The 14,126-nt window shown below is 65.7% G+C and carries 11 protein-coding genes; 5 read left to right on the top strand and 6 right to left on the bottom strand.

Annotated features, from left to right (window positions below):
• Nucleotides 1-365: 365 nt before the first annotated feature.
• Nucleotides 366-1,304 carry a LysR family transcriptional regulator gene (locus FHW84_RS17980; RefSeq protein ID WP_243868177.1) on the bottom strand — a complete coding sequence of 313 codons (939 nt, stop codon included), beginning with the start codon at nucleotides 1,302-1,304 and terminating at the stop codon, nucleotides 366-368.
• Between the two features lie 162 nt (nucleotides 1,305-1,466).
• Here FHW84_RS17980 and araD1 point away from each other — a divergent pair, with 162 nt between their 5' ends.
• A complete protein-coding gene (gene araD1, locus FHW84_RS17975; protein ID WP_167257358.1) occupies nucleotides 1,467-2,474 on the top strand; it encodes an AraD1 family protein in 1,008 nt (335 codons plus the stop codon).
• Nucleotides 2,475-2,788: 314 nt separating this feature from the next.
• The gene (locus FHW84_RS17970; protein ID WP_167257357.1) at nucleotides 2,789-5,182 is read left to right on the top strand and encodes a glycoside hydrolase family 127 protein; all 2,394 of its coding nucleotides are present in this window, start codon (nucleotides 2,789-2,791) and stop codon (nucleotides 5,180-5,182) included.
• A 33-nt stretch (nucleotides 5,183-5,215) separates the two neighbouring features.
• On the opposite strand, the gene FHW84_RS17965 is transcribed toward FHW84_RS17970, so the two are convergent.
• On the bottom strand, nucleotides 5,216-6,250 hold the full coding sequence (locus FHW84_RS17965; protein WP_167257356.1) for a cytochrome P450: 1,035 nt from the start codon (nucleotides 6,248-6,250) through the stop codon (nucleotides 5,216-5,218).
• Between the two features lie 122 nt (nucleotides 6,251-6,372).
• Nucleotides 6,373-6,495, bottom strand: coding sequence for a tryptorubin family RiPP precursor (locus FHW84_RS23325; RefSeq protein WP_214570649.1), 123 nt, complete (start codon nucleotides 6,493-6,495; stop codon nucleotides 6,373-6,375).
• Nucleotides 6,496-6,773: 278 nt separating this feature from the next.
• Between FHW84_RS23325 and FHW84_RS17960 the strand changes: the two genes are divergently transcribed.
• From FHW84_RS17960 to FHW84_RS17950, 3 genes are all read left to right on the top strand, one after another.
• Entirely contained in the window at nucleotides 6,774-7,313 is a 540-nt protein-coding gene (locus FHW84_RS17960) for a hypothetical protein (protein WP_167257355.1), read from the top strand.
• 95 nt (nucleotides 7,314-7,408) lie between these two features.
• Nucleotides 7,409-8,992 (top strand): Gfo/Idh/MocA family oxidoreductase, encoded by a 1,584-nt coding sequence (locus tag FHW84_RS17955; RefSeq protein ID WP_167257354.1) that lies wholly within the window; start codon nucleotides 7,409-7,411, stop codon nucleotides 8,990-8,992.
• A gap of 229 nt (nucleotides 8,993-9,221) precedes the next feature.
• Nucleotides 9,222-10,748, top strand: coding sequence for a right-handed parallel beta-helix repeat-containing protein (locus tag FHW84_RS17950; protein ID WP_208399856.1), 1,527 nt, complete (start codon nucleotides 9,222-9,224; stop codon nucleotides 10,746-10,748).
• 110 nt (nucleotides 10,749-10,858) lie between these two features.
• Here the strand turns inward: FHW84_RS17950 and FHW84_RS17945 are convergent, their stop codons facing one another.
• From FHW84_RS17945 to FHW84_RS17935, 3 genes are all read right to left on the bottom strand, one after another.
• Nucleotides 10,859-12,466 carry an MBL fold metallo-hydrolase gene (locus FHW84_RS17945; RefSeq protein WP_167257353.1) on the bottom strand — a complete coding sequence of 536 codons (1,608 nt, stop codon included), beginning with the start codon at nucleotides 12,464-12,466 and terminating at the stop codon, nucleotides 10,859-10,861.
• A gap of 82 nt (nucleotides 12,467-12,548) precedes the next feature.
• Nucleotides 12,549-13,571 (bottom strand): NAD(P)H-quinone oxidoreductase, encoded by a 1,023-nt coding sequence (locus tag FHW84_RS17940; RefSeq protein ID WP_208399855.1) that lies wholly within the window; start codon nucleotides 13,569-13,571, stop codon nucleotides 12,549-12,551.
• A complete protein-coding gene (locus FHW84_RS17935) occupies nucleotides 13,558-14,091 on the bottom strand; it encodes a MaoC family dehydratase (RefSeq protein ID WP_167257352.1) in 534 nt (177 codons plus the stop codon). Before FHW84_RS17935 ends, FHW84_RS17940 begins: the two co-directional genes overlap by 14 nt.
• Nucleotides 14,092-14,126 lie beyond the last annotated feature (35 nt).

Genomic DNA, 14,126 nt, shown 5'->3' with positions numbered 1-14,126 from the left:
CCCTGATCAAAAAGGCGAGGACTCCTGTCCTCGCCCCCTGCGGGGCCTGATCGTCCAGCCCTCACCGCCGGCGCCAAGGGGACCCGGTAGATCAAAAGCAAAAGCCCACAAGCGGAACGCCGCGGCTGCGCCGCGAGCTCTTCGCTCGATTTTCGCCTCGCCCGTCATCCCCCTCTCCCCGCCGGGGAGAGGGCCGGGGTGAGGGGCCCTACGGAGCGAAACCGCCAATCCGACGTCAGCCAGGCCATCGACTTTCCATGCGAGCCGGCGCAAGCACTTTCGTCTCTATAAGCGCCGCCGCGTGCACCCGCCCCTCACCCCGCCCTCTCCCCAGCGGGGAGAGGGAGAAGTGCGGTGCTTCGCGACTAGCCATAAACCTCCGCCGCCACCTCACCCAACGCCTCCAGCACCGTCCTTGCCCCCGGCGACAGCAGCCAATCGGTGCGCGTGATGATCCCGAACGAATCCATCCGGCACGACAGCTCCAGCGGCACGATCCGCACCATCCCGTGTTCGGCGTAATGCCGGGCGACGTCTTGCGGCACCACCGCCAGGTAGTCGCTCTCCTGCAGCATCGTGGTCAGGAACAGCACCGCGGCGGTGCCGATCACCCGCGCGGGCGCCGGCAGGCCCGCGCTGCGGAACATCAGCTCGAAACGGTGGCGCAGCACGCTGCCTTCCGGCGGCACGATCCAGGCCGCCTTGGCGAGGTCTTCGAGGTTGGGAGCGGGCAGCTCGAAGACCGGATGCTTCGGCCGCGCGATGGCGCAGACTTCTTCCTCGGCCAGCGCCTGGTAATGCAGGTTGCGATTGTCGTGGCCGGCGAACAGGCGCCCCACCATCAGGTCCAGCCGGTTCTGTTCCAGCCGCTCCAGCAGCACGTCGCTGCTCTCCACCAGCAGGGACACGCGCAGGTCCGGATGCGCCTGCGAGATCCGCGCCAGTGCCTTGGGCAGCAGGCTGACCGCCGCGCCAGCGATTGCGCCGATGGCGACGGCGCCGGCGCGCCCGGCCTTCAGCGACTCGATCTCGGTGCCGGCCGCGCTCAGGCCGGCGAGCGCGATGCGGGCGTGGCGGATCATGCTTTCGCCGTACCAGGTCGGCCGCATGCCGCGCGGCAGCCGTTCGAACAGCGGCACGCCCAGCATGTCTTCCAGGTCCTTGAGCAGCTTGGACGCCGCCGGCTGGGACATGTTCAGCACCTCGGCGGCGCGATGGATATTGCCTTCCTCCTCGATCGCGACCAGCAGCATCAGCTGGCGGGTCTTCAGGCGCGCGCGGACGAACCAGGGAGTGGGGCGCATGGCGGGCTTTTGATAATGGATTTCATATAGGTTACGACGAAATATCTATTTGTCGTATATCGATTCCGCGTGCACGATCAGCAAGGTCAGGGTCCGGCGCACCGGGAGCGTGCGGGTCCAAGGTTTATCGGGGCGGCTTTGCGCCCGCGGGGATGCGAAACGATGCGCTTGATCCAGTTGCTTGACGATGCCGGCGCCGCGCGAGTGGGCGTGGTCGATGTGCAGGGTTCGCAGGTTCGTCTGCTGGATGGCGTGGATTCGACCTATGCGCTGGCGACCCTCGCCATCCAGAGCGGGCGCAGCCTCGACGCGCAGGCCGCGACGCACCACGGCGAAACGCGGCTCGAATACGCGCCGCTGCTGGCGCAGGAACGCGTGCTCATCCCGCTGCACCATCCGGACCCCGCGCATTGCCGCGTCACCGGCACCGGTCTCACCCACCTGGGCAGCGCCGCCGCGCGCGACGCCATGCACCAGAACCTCAAGCAGAAGGCCGAGGCCGGCGCGCTGACCGACTCGATGCGCATGTTCCAGTGGGGCGTGGAAGGCGGCGTGCCGCAAGGCGATACGCCGGGCGCGCAGCCGGAATGGTTCTACAAGGGCGACGGCAGCATCGTGGCCGCGCCGGGCCAGGCGCTGGCGTCGCCGGACTTCGCGCTCGACGGCGGCGAGGAGCCGGAACTGGTCGGGCTGTACCTGATCGGCCCGGACGGCACGCCGCACCGCCTGGGCTTTGCCATCGGCAACGAGTTCTCCGACCACGTCACCGAACGCCAGAACTATCTCTATCTGGCGCATTCCAAGCTGCGCGCCTGCGCGGTCGGGCCGGAGCTGCGCACCGGCGAACTGCCGGCCGACCTGCGCGGCTCCAGCCGCATCCGCCGCGGCGAGCGCGTGCTGTGGGAAAAACCTTTTCTCACCGGCGAGGCGAATATGTGCCACTCGCTGGCCAATCTCGAATACCACCACTTCAAGTACGCCGCGCACCGCCGTCCGGGCGACGTCCATCTGCATTTCTTCGGCACCGCCACATTGAGCTTCGCCGATGACGTGCGAGCCCAGCCCGGCGACGTCTTCGAGATCGAGTTGCCGGCGCTGGGCGCGCCGCTGCGCAATCCGCTGCGCAGCGTGGCGGGCGGTTTCGCGCTGCACGGGGTGCGTCCGCTGTGAGTCCGGCCGGCCGGCCCCGCGTTCCGGCCGACCATCCCGCCGGTGCGGATATCGGCACAGCGCCACCCCCGTGCCGGCATCGGGAATGCCGCCGCGATGGCGCATGGCGGCCGGCGCCGAAGGCCGTCCGATAGCGCCGGAAACCACAGGTTTTTCGGGCAGGCCGCCTTGGCGCCGGCGACCATGCACCGCAGTGCCCGCCGTCCGCCGCGGCCGGTGCCGGCGAGCGCCGCGATGCGCAATAAGGTCAAGACGCCGCCGGCGATCCATTCGATAGTCCGCCAGTCCGTTTCACCGTATTCCGGAGTTGCCGCATGACCAGGAAGCCGCTTTCCGCTGGAGCACAGCATCGCGCCGCGCCATCGGCGACGGACCCGTCGCGCCGCCGCTTCATGCAATGGAGCGCGCTGGCCGTGGCCGCCGGCTTCCTGAAATTCCCGCTGGAAGCCGCTGCCTCCACGCCGGGCCGGGTGGCGGCGGTGCCCCTGCAGGCGGTGCGGCTGAAGCCGTCGCTGTTCCTGGATTCGCTGGCCACCAACCGGCGCTATCTGTTCGAACTGGAGCCGGACCGCCTGCTGCACAACTTCCTGCAGTACGCCGGCCTGCCGCCCAAGGGCGCGGTTTATGGCGGCTGGGAAGGCGACACCATCGCGGGCCACACGCTGGGCCATTACCTCAGCGCGCTGGCACTGCTGCATGGGCAGACCGGCGATACGGAAGCGAAGAAGCGCATCGACTACATCGTGTCCGAACTGGCGCGGGCCCAGGCGCAAGATAAGGACGGCTACGTCGGCGGCTTCACGCGCAAGGACGAGCAAGGCCGGGTAGAGGGCGGCAAGATCGTGTTCGAGGAAGTGCGCCGCGGCGTCATCAAGGGCAGCGCCTTCAACCTCAACGGCAGCTGGTCGCCGCTCTACACCGAGCACAAGCTGTTCGCCGGCCTGCTCGATGCGCATGCGCTGGCGGGCAGCCGGCAGGCGCTGGAGGTGCTGGAGAAAGCGGCCGCCTATTTCGCCGGTGTCTTCGACGCACTCGACCACACGCAGCTCCAGCAGCTGCTGGACAGCGAGTTCGGCGGCTTCAACGAGTCGTACATCGAGCTGGGCGCGCGCACCGGCAACCCGCGCTGGATCGCGGTCGGCAAGCGGCTGCGCCACGAGAAGGTCGTCGACCCCGCCATCGCCGGCAAGGACGACCTGCCGCACCGGCACGCCAATACCCAGGTGCCCAAGTTCATCGGCGAGGCGCGCCGGTTCGAAGTTGCCGGCGACATCGATGCCGCCGCCGCGGCGCGCTTCTTCTGGGAAACCGTGGTCACGCACTACAGCTACGTGATCGGCGGCAATGCCGACCGCGAGTATTTCCAGCAGCCGGACACGATCTCCTCCTTCCTCACCGAGCAGACCTGCGAGCACTGCAACAGCTACAACATGCTCAAGCTCACGCGGCACCTGTACCAGTGGACGCCGCAGGCCCGCTACTTCGATTACTACGAGCGCACCCTGCACAACCACACCATGGCGGCCCAGCATGCCGAGACCGGCATGTTCGCCTACATGATGCCGATGATCACCGGCGGCGAGCGCGCCTTCTCCGACAAGTTCGATTCGTTCTGGTGCTGCGTGGGCACCGGGCTGGAGGCGCATGCGCAGTTCGGCGATTCGATCTACTGGCACGACGAGCGCTCGCTCTACGTCAATCTGTATATCTCCTCCGCGCTGGACTGGCAGGAAGGCGGCATCGCGCTGCAGCTGGACAGCGGCGTGCCGGACAACGGCAAGGTGCGGCTGCAGATCGACCGGGCGGATGCCGGCGCGCCCAGGCGCCTGCTGCTGCGCGTGCCGGCATGGAGCGAAGGGCGCTTCAAGCTGCGCGTGAACGGCCATGAGCAGGGCGCCAAGGCGGAGCAGGGCTATCTGGTGCTCGCGCGCAGCTGGAAGGCCGGCGACGTGGTCGACGTCGAGTTCGACATGCCGCTGCGGCTGGAGCATGCTGCGGGCGATGAGAACAGCATCGTGGTGATGCGCGGCCCATTGGCGCTGGTGGCGGATCTGGGCCCGGTCAGCGAGGCTTACGACCAGCCCGATCCCGCGCTGGTGGCGGATGCATCGCCGCTGTCCGGCTTCACTCCCTTGCCGCAGCCGGGACGCTTTCTCGCCAGCACTACGCGCCCGCAAGGGCTGACCTTCGTGCCGTTCTTTGCGCAGTACGAGCGCCGCAGCGCGCTGTACTTCAAGCGCATGGACTCCGCGCAATGGACACAGGAAGCGGCGCGGCGGGAACAGGCCAAGGCGGACCAGGACGCCTTGCAGAGCCGGGCGGTGGACATGATCCACTTCGGCAACGAGGCGTCCGAGAAGGCGCACAAGCTGGCCAGCGACACCTCCTTCGGCGGCGCCTACCGGCGCAAGGAGTGCCGCGACGTGCGCGGCAAGGGTTTCGTCGAGTTCGAGATGAAGGGCAGCGAGCGGCCGCTGGCGCTGCGCTTGCGTTTCTGGGGCAGCGACAAGGGCCGCTTCAATATCCTGGTCGACGGCAAGCTGGCGGTGGAGGTGAAGGTGGAGCGCGGCAACGTGATCGATTTCGTGGATCGCGATTACCCCTTGCCACCGGCGCTGACGCGCAACGGCACGTTGAAGTTCCGCATCGAGCCGCAGCATGGCGACACCGCCGGGCCGCTGTTCGGCGGATGGCTGATTCCGGCCTGAGCCGCGTGCACAAACGGCGTCTTGGCAGCGGCGCTACAGGGGCGCCACCTGGACCTCGGCCACACCAAGAAGGCCGGCAAGCGGCACCTGGGCAACCTTCTGTTGCGGACTCACGGTCACCCCTTGCTTGCGCAGCAGATCCAGAAACATTTCCGCCAGCGGCAGCACCATATGCTGCCCCCAGCAACGCTCGGACTTGTGGCCGAAGGGCAGGTAGCCGGGCAGGTCGTCGGGATTCAGGTGTTCCCAGCGCTCCGGCAGGAACTCGTCCGGATCGCTCCACAGGGCGGGAGCGCGGTGGCTGACCAGCGGCAGGATCAGCACGTCGTCAGCGGGGCCGATGCGCGCATCGATCGCCGGGTATTCGGGCGATGCGTTGCGCAGGATGTTCCACGACGGCGGCAGCAGCCGCAGCGTTTCGTACAGCACGTGCCGGTTCGATACCGCGTCGTCGAACGGCGCGCCCAGCCAGAGCGCGTTGGCGACCAGGGTCGAGATGGTGAAGCACACCGGCGCCGCGGTGCGCCGGTACATGCCCATGGCGTAGCGGCGTTCGCGATAACTGGCGGCCGCGGCCGTCGCCGCGGCGATGGCGGAGGCTTGCGGCCCCGCGCGCAGCGGCCATAGCGCGCCGGCCGTGATCACCGCCCAGGTCAGCTTGGGCGTCAGCTCCAGGATGCGATCCATCAGGAAGCGCAGGCGGCGCGGGTCGCCACCCAGGATCAGGTCGCGCAGATAGACATGCCCGACGTGCGGCCACGGACCACTGAGATCCACGTCGCCGGGCGAAGGTTTCTTCAATGCGGCGCGCACGTCGCGCCCGATCGCCTGCATCGACTTCAAGGCATCCGGACGCGCAATGGAACGACCCAGCAAGGGCTTGAAGGTCGGCCGCTCGGTTTCGGTCGCCGGCCTGGCCTTCAGGATGCGGTCCATCAGCTCCGGACCGGCGACGCCGACCGTGTTCGCATCCAGCCGGAACAGATCGTCGCCGGCGTGATCGCGCAGGAGCGCCTGGAGGCGGGGAGCGAAGACGGTGGGGCGGACGTGCCTGGCGGTCGATGACATGCGGTCGGGAGCCTCGAGGGTCGGCGGAGCATCCGGCGGCGCCCCGATCTTCCGAGGCGACGCCGGACGCGGATGGATCAAATGACGCTGCGCTCTCTACGGCATCGAGGCAGCGCGGCCATTCAGAACCAGATGTACCAGGCGTAGTCCTTCAGGCTCTTCTCACGCTCGAACAGGTTCTTGATGGCAAAGAGGCTCTTCTTCATGTCAGCTACCTTTTCAGTGAGGATCCAGACGATAGGCATCCATTCGATGATGGCGTTCCCTGCGCGGCCGCAGATCGTGAAGATCGGAGGCCGTTGGCGAAGCTATGCCAGCCGGACGGAACAATGGAGTCGGTTAGGGCCGGAAATCTGGTCTTTCGAGGCCGGTTCGAAAAAACAGTGACCTCAGGGTGTCGGCGGCGTGAATAAATCGATTAGCGGGGAGGCCACGGCATGATCGGCAACGGCCGGCCGAGCCGGTGCCGTTGCGGATTCGCCCAGGTCCGGTCATGGTGCGGCGATACACAGAGGACGTGTGCGTGGACGTTTTCGATCTAGCCCAGCATCCCGGCCGGATCAGCCCGGCTTATTTCTTCTTCCTCCTCTTCGTGGTGCTCGGCATAGGCGGCAGCTGTTTCATGCTGTATCTGATCCGCAGCGGACGAAAAGGCGCGTGGTTCTATCTCCTGCTTACCCTGGCCATCACGGTGGGCGCGTGCGGGGCGCTTCTGCACGAGGTGCGCCATGCCGCCGCGCTGAAGGAGCAGGTGCTCAGCGGACGCTTTGCCACTGTCGAAGGTTGCCTCGACCAGTTCCATCCAGGGCTCGCCTCGTCGAGCGAAGCCGATTCCGGCGTGGAGCAATGGTTCGTGGGCGGGCAGCTGTTCGATTACGGGCCGGATGAAATCCGGCTGGGCTATCACGCGACCGAACCTGGCGGCGGCATCGTCCATGCCGATTCCAGGGTCAAGGTCGGCTATGTCCGCGACGAGGTGCTGGCACGCAACGACATCGTGCGGCTCGAGGTCGTCCAGCATGCGTGTCCGGCGGCGGGGGATTACGCCAGGCAAGGCAGGTAATGGCCGAAGGGTGCGGTGCGTCCTTGATCCTCTGATCACGTTGCAGCCAGAATGCTGTGGATCGGATATCGATATCACGCGGGGTTGCAGCACCCATGACGGATGAATCGAAAGTCGCGAAAGAGCAGCAGGGCTCCCGCATCGGGGGAGCCTCCGGGGGTACGGAAGCAAGCGGCAAGATGTCCCGCCGCGAATTCCTTACAGGCACAGCCATGGCCGCGGCCGGGCTGATGATTGTCCCCCGCCACGTGCTGGGCGGGCCTGGCCATATGGCGCCCAGCGATCGATTGAACATCGCCGGCATCGGTGTCGGCGGCATGGGTCTGCACAATATGCGTGCCCTTGCCGGCGAGAACATCGTCGCGCTGTGCGATGTGGACTGGGCTTATACGGAGAAGTCCTTTCACGGGATGGTCGGCGGCCTGGGGAAAACGCAGGCACGCCTCGACAGGGCCCAGACCGCCAGGGAACGCCTGGAGCTGCAGAACGAGATCGAGCAGACCCGGCTGCTTGCCGGCAAGTTCAGTGCCGCCAGGCGCTATACCGACTACCGCCGGATGCTCGAACAGCAGAAGGATATCGACGCGGTCGTCATCGCAACACCGGATCACCTGCACGCGGTGATCGCCAGCGCGGCGATGAGTCATGGCAAGCACGTGTATCTGCAGAAGCCGCTCACCTGGTCGATTTACGAAGCCCGCGAGCTGTCCAGGAAGGCGAAGGAAAATCCCAGGCTCGTCACGCAGATGGGCAACCAGGGACACTCCAGCGACGATGCCCGCCTGATCAACGAGTACATCGCGGCAGGGGCGATCGGCGAAGTCCGCGAAGTCCACGCCTGGACCAATCGCCCGCTGGCCTACTGGCCGCAGGGCATTCCGCGTCCGCGGACCAGGCCGCGGCCGGACGATGCAAGCTGGAACGAGGACGCGGTGATGGACCGGCTCGCCAATGCCATGGCCGGCAACTATCCGAAGCCGGAAGGGCTGGAGTGGGACCTCTTCCTCGGCCCCGGCCCCGTCATCGAATACCACCCGCTGTATCACCCGTTCAACTGGCGCGGCTGGGTGGACTGGGGCGTGGGCGCCATCGGGGACATGGGCGCGCACCTGATCGATTCCCCGTTCTGGTCGCTGGACCTGGGTTTTCCGAACTCGGTGGAAACCGTCTCGACGCCCTTCAACGAGGCGTCGTATCCCATGGCGACGATGACGTATTACGACTTCCCCGCACGCGGCAGCCGGCCGCCGGTGAAGCTCACCTGGTACGACGGCGCCTTGCTGCCGCCGGCGGTGAAGGCCTTGGGGACGGTGCAGATAAGCAAGGACGGCGGCGTGCTGTACGTTGGCGAAAAGGGTGCGCTTATCCACGAGACCTATGGCGCGAATCCGCGTTTATTGCCGCAGTCGTTGCATGATTCGGTGGGCACGCCACCGCAGAAGTACGCGCGCATCAAGACTTCGCATGAGATGAATTGGGCGGATGCGTGCAAGGGCAGGGCGGAGGCGTCGTCGCCATTCCCGTACGCTGCCCAGCTGACGGAGGTCATGCTGTTGGGAGTCGTGTCTCTTCGCGCGGGCGGCAGGATCGAATACGACGGGGCGAACATGCGCATCACCAACCTGCCTGCTGCCAATGCGTTTCTGCGGCGTGAATACCGGGAAGGGTGGGTGCTCTGAAACAGCCGCCGCTCGCGTTACCCAATGCACGCGGGTTTCACCCGGCGATATAAGGCCACGCATGGATGGGTTTCATCCCACGCTTATCGCTCTGTTCCCTTGACGGTGAAAGATGGCGGCGCACTGTGCAGCCAATCGCATTTCACTGGCGAAGGTTTGCGCGATAGTCGCGCCTCCCTTGGCGCCAGTCGCCATGACGTGTCGCCTCATCATCGCAAGGAGAGAACGCATGAGGATCCTTCGTGACGCCTTACGGAAGGCCGGCCATGTCGCCGCGCTGACAGCCGTCTTTTTGTCGGCATCCGCCATGGCGCAGCCTTACGTTGCAAGCACCGCAGCACCGCGCCTTTCACAGGCGGCCGCCGCCACGGCCGTTTGCGGAGACGCGTCCATTTTGAATGGACCGTCAACGCCACCGGCAGGGGCCATCACGGTGCCGGCCGGCGATAACAGTTCCTTCAATTTCCGCCAGGCCGGAAAGGTCTTCTGGTTTGCTCCTGGAGTCCACAAGCTCGGCACCGGCATTTACAGCCAGATCATTCCCGCCGACAACAGCGTTTTCATCGGTGCGCCGGGGGCGGTCCTGGATGGCCAGCACACCAATCTGTATGCCTTCACCGGCCAGGCCACCGGCGTCACCATCGAACATCTGACCATCCAGAACTTCGGGGCCGCGGACGCGAACAACAACGAAGGCGTCGTCAATCACGATGCCGGCCACGGCTGGACGATCCAGTACAACACCGTGCAAGGCAATGCCGGGGCCGGCGTGTTCGTCGGCAGCTCCAACACCCTGAAATACAATTGCCTGACCGGCAACGGGCAATACGGCTTCAGCGCCTACGAGCCGGACGGCGTCTCGAATGTCGTCATCGATCACAACGAGATTTCATACAACAACACCTATCGCTGGGAGACGGCCAGCCCCGGGTGCGGTTGCACCGGAGGGGGCAAGTTCTGGGCAACGAACAAGGCGGCCATCACCAACAACTGGTTTCACCACAACCATGAAGGCCCGGGGCTGTGGGCGGACACCAACAACAACGACTTCGATATCGAGAACAATGTTTTCAGCGATGAGGAGAACTCGGGCATTATTTACGAGACGTCCTACAACGCACTGATCAAGAACAATACGTTCCTGCGAACCGCCCATACGGCCGGACCGGACAACCCTGGCTTTCCGACGAGCGCCATTTACCTCTCCGAGAGCGGTGGAGACGCCCGTGTTCCGGCCCGCTACCAGACCATCACGATCACGGGCAACACCTTCACCGACAACTGGTCGGGCGTCGTGATCTGGGAGAACGCGGACCGCTTCTGCAATTCGCCCGCCAATACCAGCAGCGGCGACTGCACGCTGGTCAATCCCGCCGTGGTGAATCTGTCGACCTGCGTGGCGGGCACGATCGACAAGGCCCCGTACTATTCGGATTGCCGCTGGAAAAGCCAGAACATCCAGGTGACGGGCAATACCTTCAGCTTCAATCCTTCGAATATCGGCTCGAATTGCACGGCGGATAACGGATGCGGCTGGCAGGGCCTGCTTTCGAACTGGGGAACCTATCCGTCATGGTCGCCGTACCAGGGCGATGTGATTGAGCAAGCCATCACCTTCAACCAGGCCAACGTATTCAGCGGCAACACGTACGTGGGTCCGTGGCAGTTCATGGTGGAGGACCAGGGCCAAAGCCTGACGCCGGCGGAATGGCAGGCTGCGCCTTATAACCAGGATGCCGGCAGCAGCTTTCACTGAGGAGCGCGCCGTCCAGTACCGTGCCCTGGCTTTGGCTCGGAATCGGTGAAGTAAAAGGTTTCGGTGCGAAGAACAGTGTTCCGCGCACCGAAACCTCGCCCCCTCCATGCTCACATCCGCATCGTCCGCGATCCGCACAGCCGTTCCGCCGCCAGTCCGGCTTCGCGGCAGCGGCCGATGAACTTGTCCGACTCGACCATCTGCTTGCTCTGCGGCGTGTATTCCAGTCCAGCCACGAATCGCAGCCATGGCTCCTGTCCCATCGCGTAGACATAAGCCGTCTTGCAGCCGATTTCCTCCACGATCCTCCAGGCGTTCTCGCTGCCAGACCCTGACAAACGCCGCGAATCATCGTCCTTGCGGCTGATCGGCTGGCTCAGGTAAGGACCGTACAGCCAGGTAAGCGGCGCACCATCGCACTCCATGCCGATAAACAAAGTGTCGACCTTACCCAGCCGCTGCACGATGCGCCGGTAAAGCGCCCGATCCTTGCCATCGGAGTCCGCCAGGAACATCAGCGTCCGGCCCTGCAGGTCCACATGCAGGCCGTGCTTGCTGGCGATGCTCAGGTCGGCGTGCTCGCCGTAGAAGGGCAAGGCGGTGAGGTGGCCGCCGGGAATCGCCACGCGCTCCATCGCGTCGAGTACCTGCACGCGCGGCTGGCCGATGGCCTGCAGTGCGAGTTTCATCGACGGATCGGCCAGGCTGTTGGCGTTGTTGCGTGGCACCAGGATCGTGCCGATGCGGCCGCGCAGCTGCAGCAGCGTCTCGACGCTGAAATGGTCCTGATGATTATGGGTAAGGAACACGTAGTCGATGCGGTCCGGCAGGTCGTGGAACGTAAGCCGGCCGTCGTCGCCATCGTCCCAGGCCAGGAACGGATCGATCAGCACCGACACCTCGGCACTCTGCACCAGCACGCAGGCGTGTCCGAAGTAGCGCACGCGCACGCCTTCGCCGGCGAAATTCGGTTCGTTGCGCGGCGGCGGCGTTTGCGCGAAATAGCCGCGCAGCCGCGTGCGCGCGGCATCGTCGGCGACGCCCAGCGCATCGGCGATGGCGCCGAACGGAACCGGCGAGAGCCGGCTTCGGGAGACCAGATCGTACGAGGCGCTGTCGAACGGCAGCGGCACGACGAAGCGATCCTCGCCGTCCAGCCGCGGCGTGTTGATAAAGAAGTTGCGCTGCGCGTCCGGCGTCTTGCAGAAGGCGATTTCCTGCGCCGCGGTGCCGGCCAGTTCGCCCCGGTAGATCAATTCCTCGAACACGCGCAGCGAAGGATGGTGATTGAGGTCGTAGCTGGCCTCCACCAGGCCGGCGAGCGATGCGGGCAGCGCGTCGTAATGGTGGTCCAGGCTGAAACCGGTTTCGCTCTGCTGGAGCTGGCGATCCAGCTTGATCAGGTCTTCGGCGAAGCCGAGCAGGTCCGCGCCGCGCGCCAGGATGTCCTGCTGCAAGGCGCGCACGGCCGGTACGTCTCGCTGGCTCAGCTCCAGAAAAGAACCGCCGAGCATTTTCGGGTTCTTTCTCGCCGCCTCGTGCACCGCCGGATTGGCGATGAACGATTTCAGCATCGGCAGGTGGCGAAACGCCAGCGACAAAGCCAGTTGCACCGGCGCGACCAGATGGCCCCAGGCATACCAGCGGAAGACCAGCGGCTCGAGCTTGGTATCGGGTGCAAGGTAGACCAGGTCGTGGTCGGCAGCGGTGGCGTTCATGCTTTCTCCATGACAGAAATCGGATCGCAGGCAAGGGCGCGGCGAACGGCAGGCCGGGATCGGGTGCAGCGGATGGCGCGGCTCACAGCAGCGATGTTCCTTCCGTATCGCGCACCGCCAGCACGATCTTGCCGATATTGCGGTTCTCTTCCATCTCGTGCTGGGCCAGTGCGAGATCGGCGAGCGGATAGGTGGCGTGGATGACGGGGCTTATCTCGCCCTGCTGCAGGGGCTTGAGCCAGCGCTCGCGGAAGCGCGCGTTCACGCCGCGCTTTTCGGCCATCGGGCGCAGCCGCAGCGACGAACCTTTGATCTGCAGGCGGCGCTCCACCAGCAGCAGCAGGTCGATGTCCGCCGACAGGCCGTCGAGCAGCCCCGCCGAGACCATGCACCCGCCCAGGCGCAGCGCGCGCAGGTTGCGCTCCAGATACGCACCGCCGACGAAATCCAGCACCAGCGCAACACCCGCGCCGCCGGTCAGGCGCAGCACCTCGGCGAGGAAATCCTGTTTCCTGTATTCGATGACGTCCGCGGCGCCGAGCCCGCGCAGCGCCTCGGCCTTGGCCGGGGAGCCGACCGTGCAGATCGGCCGTGCGCCAATGTGCAGGGCCATCCGCAGCGCGGTGGTGCCGATGCCGCTAGCGCCGGCATGGATAAGCACACTGTCGCCCGGCGCCAGTCCGCCGAGTTCGAACAGGGTTTCGTTGCAGGTCAGAAAGGACTCGGCCGTCGCCGCGGCCTCTTCGAAACCGATCCCGTCGGAAATCGGGTTGGCCATAAGGCGGTCCAGCAGGCAGAACTCGGCGCAGCCGCCGCCTTCCACCACGCCGTAGACGCGCTGGCCGTGTGAGAAACCGGACACGTTCTCGCCCCAGGCTTCCACCGTGCCCGCGATTTCCACGCCCGGAATAGTCGATTGCCCGGCAGGTATCTCGTATTCGCCTTCGCGTTGCAGCACGTCGGCCCGGTTGAGGGCGCTGGCATGCACTTTCACCAGCAGCATGTCCGGCGCACACACCGGCATGGGTAGTTCGCGCCGCGCGATCACCTCCGGACCGCCGGCGCCTTCGTAGACCATCGCCAGCATCCGCTCAGTACCCCGCATGGTCTTCGGTCTCCTGGCCGCGCGTCGGCACCAGGAAGCTGCGCTCGAAGGTGAGGAAGACTTCGCCCGTGGACAGCAGCCCCCGCGTCCGGCAGCTGACGATGCCTGCGCCCGGCCGCGTTTCCGAAAGCCGCTTGGCCAGGATCTCGCTCTCCGCATAGATGGTGTCGCCCGCGAAGACGGGGTGGGTGAGGCGCACCTTGTCCCAGCCCAGGTTGGCCAGCGCGCGGCCGCTGGTGCTGCGCACACTCATGCCGCAGACGATGCTGAAAGTGACCAGGCTGGACATCAGCGGCCGTTTCCACGGCGTATGCGCGCAATATTCGGCATCGATGTGCAGCGGCGAAGGATTCATGCTGAACCCGGCCATCAACAGATTGTCCGATTCGGCCAGCGTGCGTCCCGGACGGTGCTCGAATACATCGCCCGGGCGGAAGTCGTCGTAGCAGAAGCCGATGACCTCGCGATAACGGTTCTCGCCGACAGCCCGGTAACCCCACAAACGATCGTCTCGATCCATGTACGGCTGCTCTCCTGATGGCTGCTGTTCTGACG

It is taken from the genome of Dyella sp. SG562, from assembly GCF_011759495.1.
In the GTDB taxonomy this organism is placed as follows: Bacteria; Pseudomonadota; Gammaproteobacteria; order Xanthomonadales; family Rhodanobacteraceae; genus Dyella_D; species Dyella_D marensis.
The sequence above is the reverse complement of the archived record's forward strand: the minus strand, read 5'-3'. Positions and strand labels throughout refer to the sequence as shown.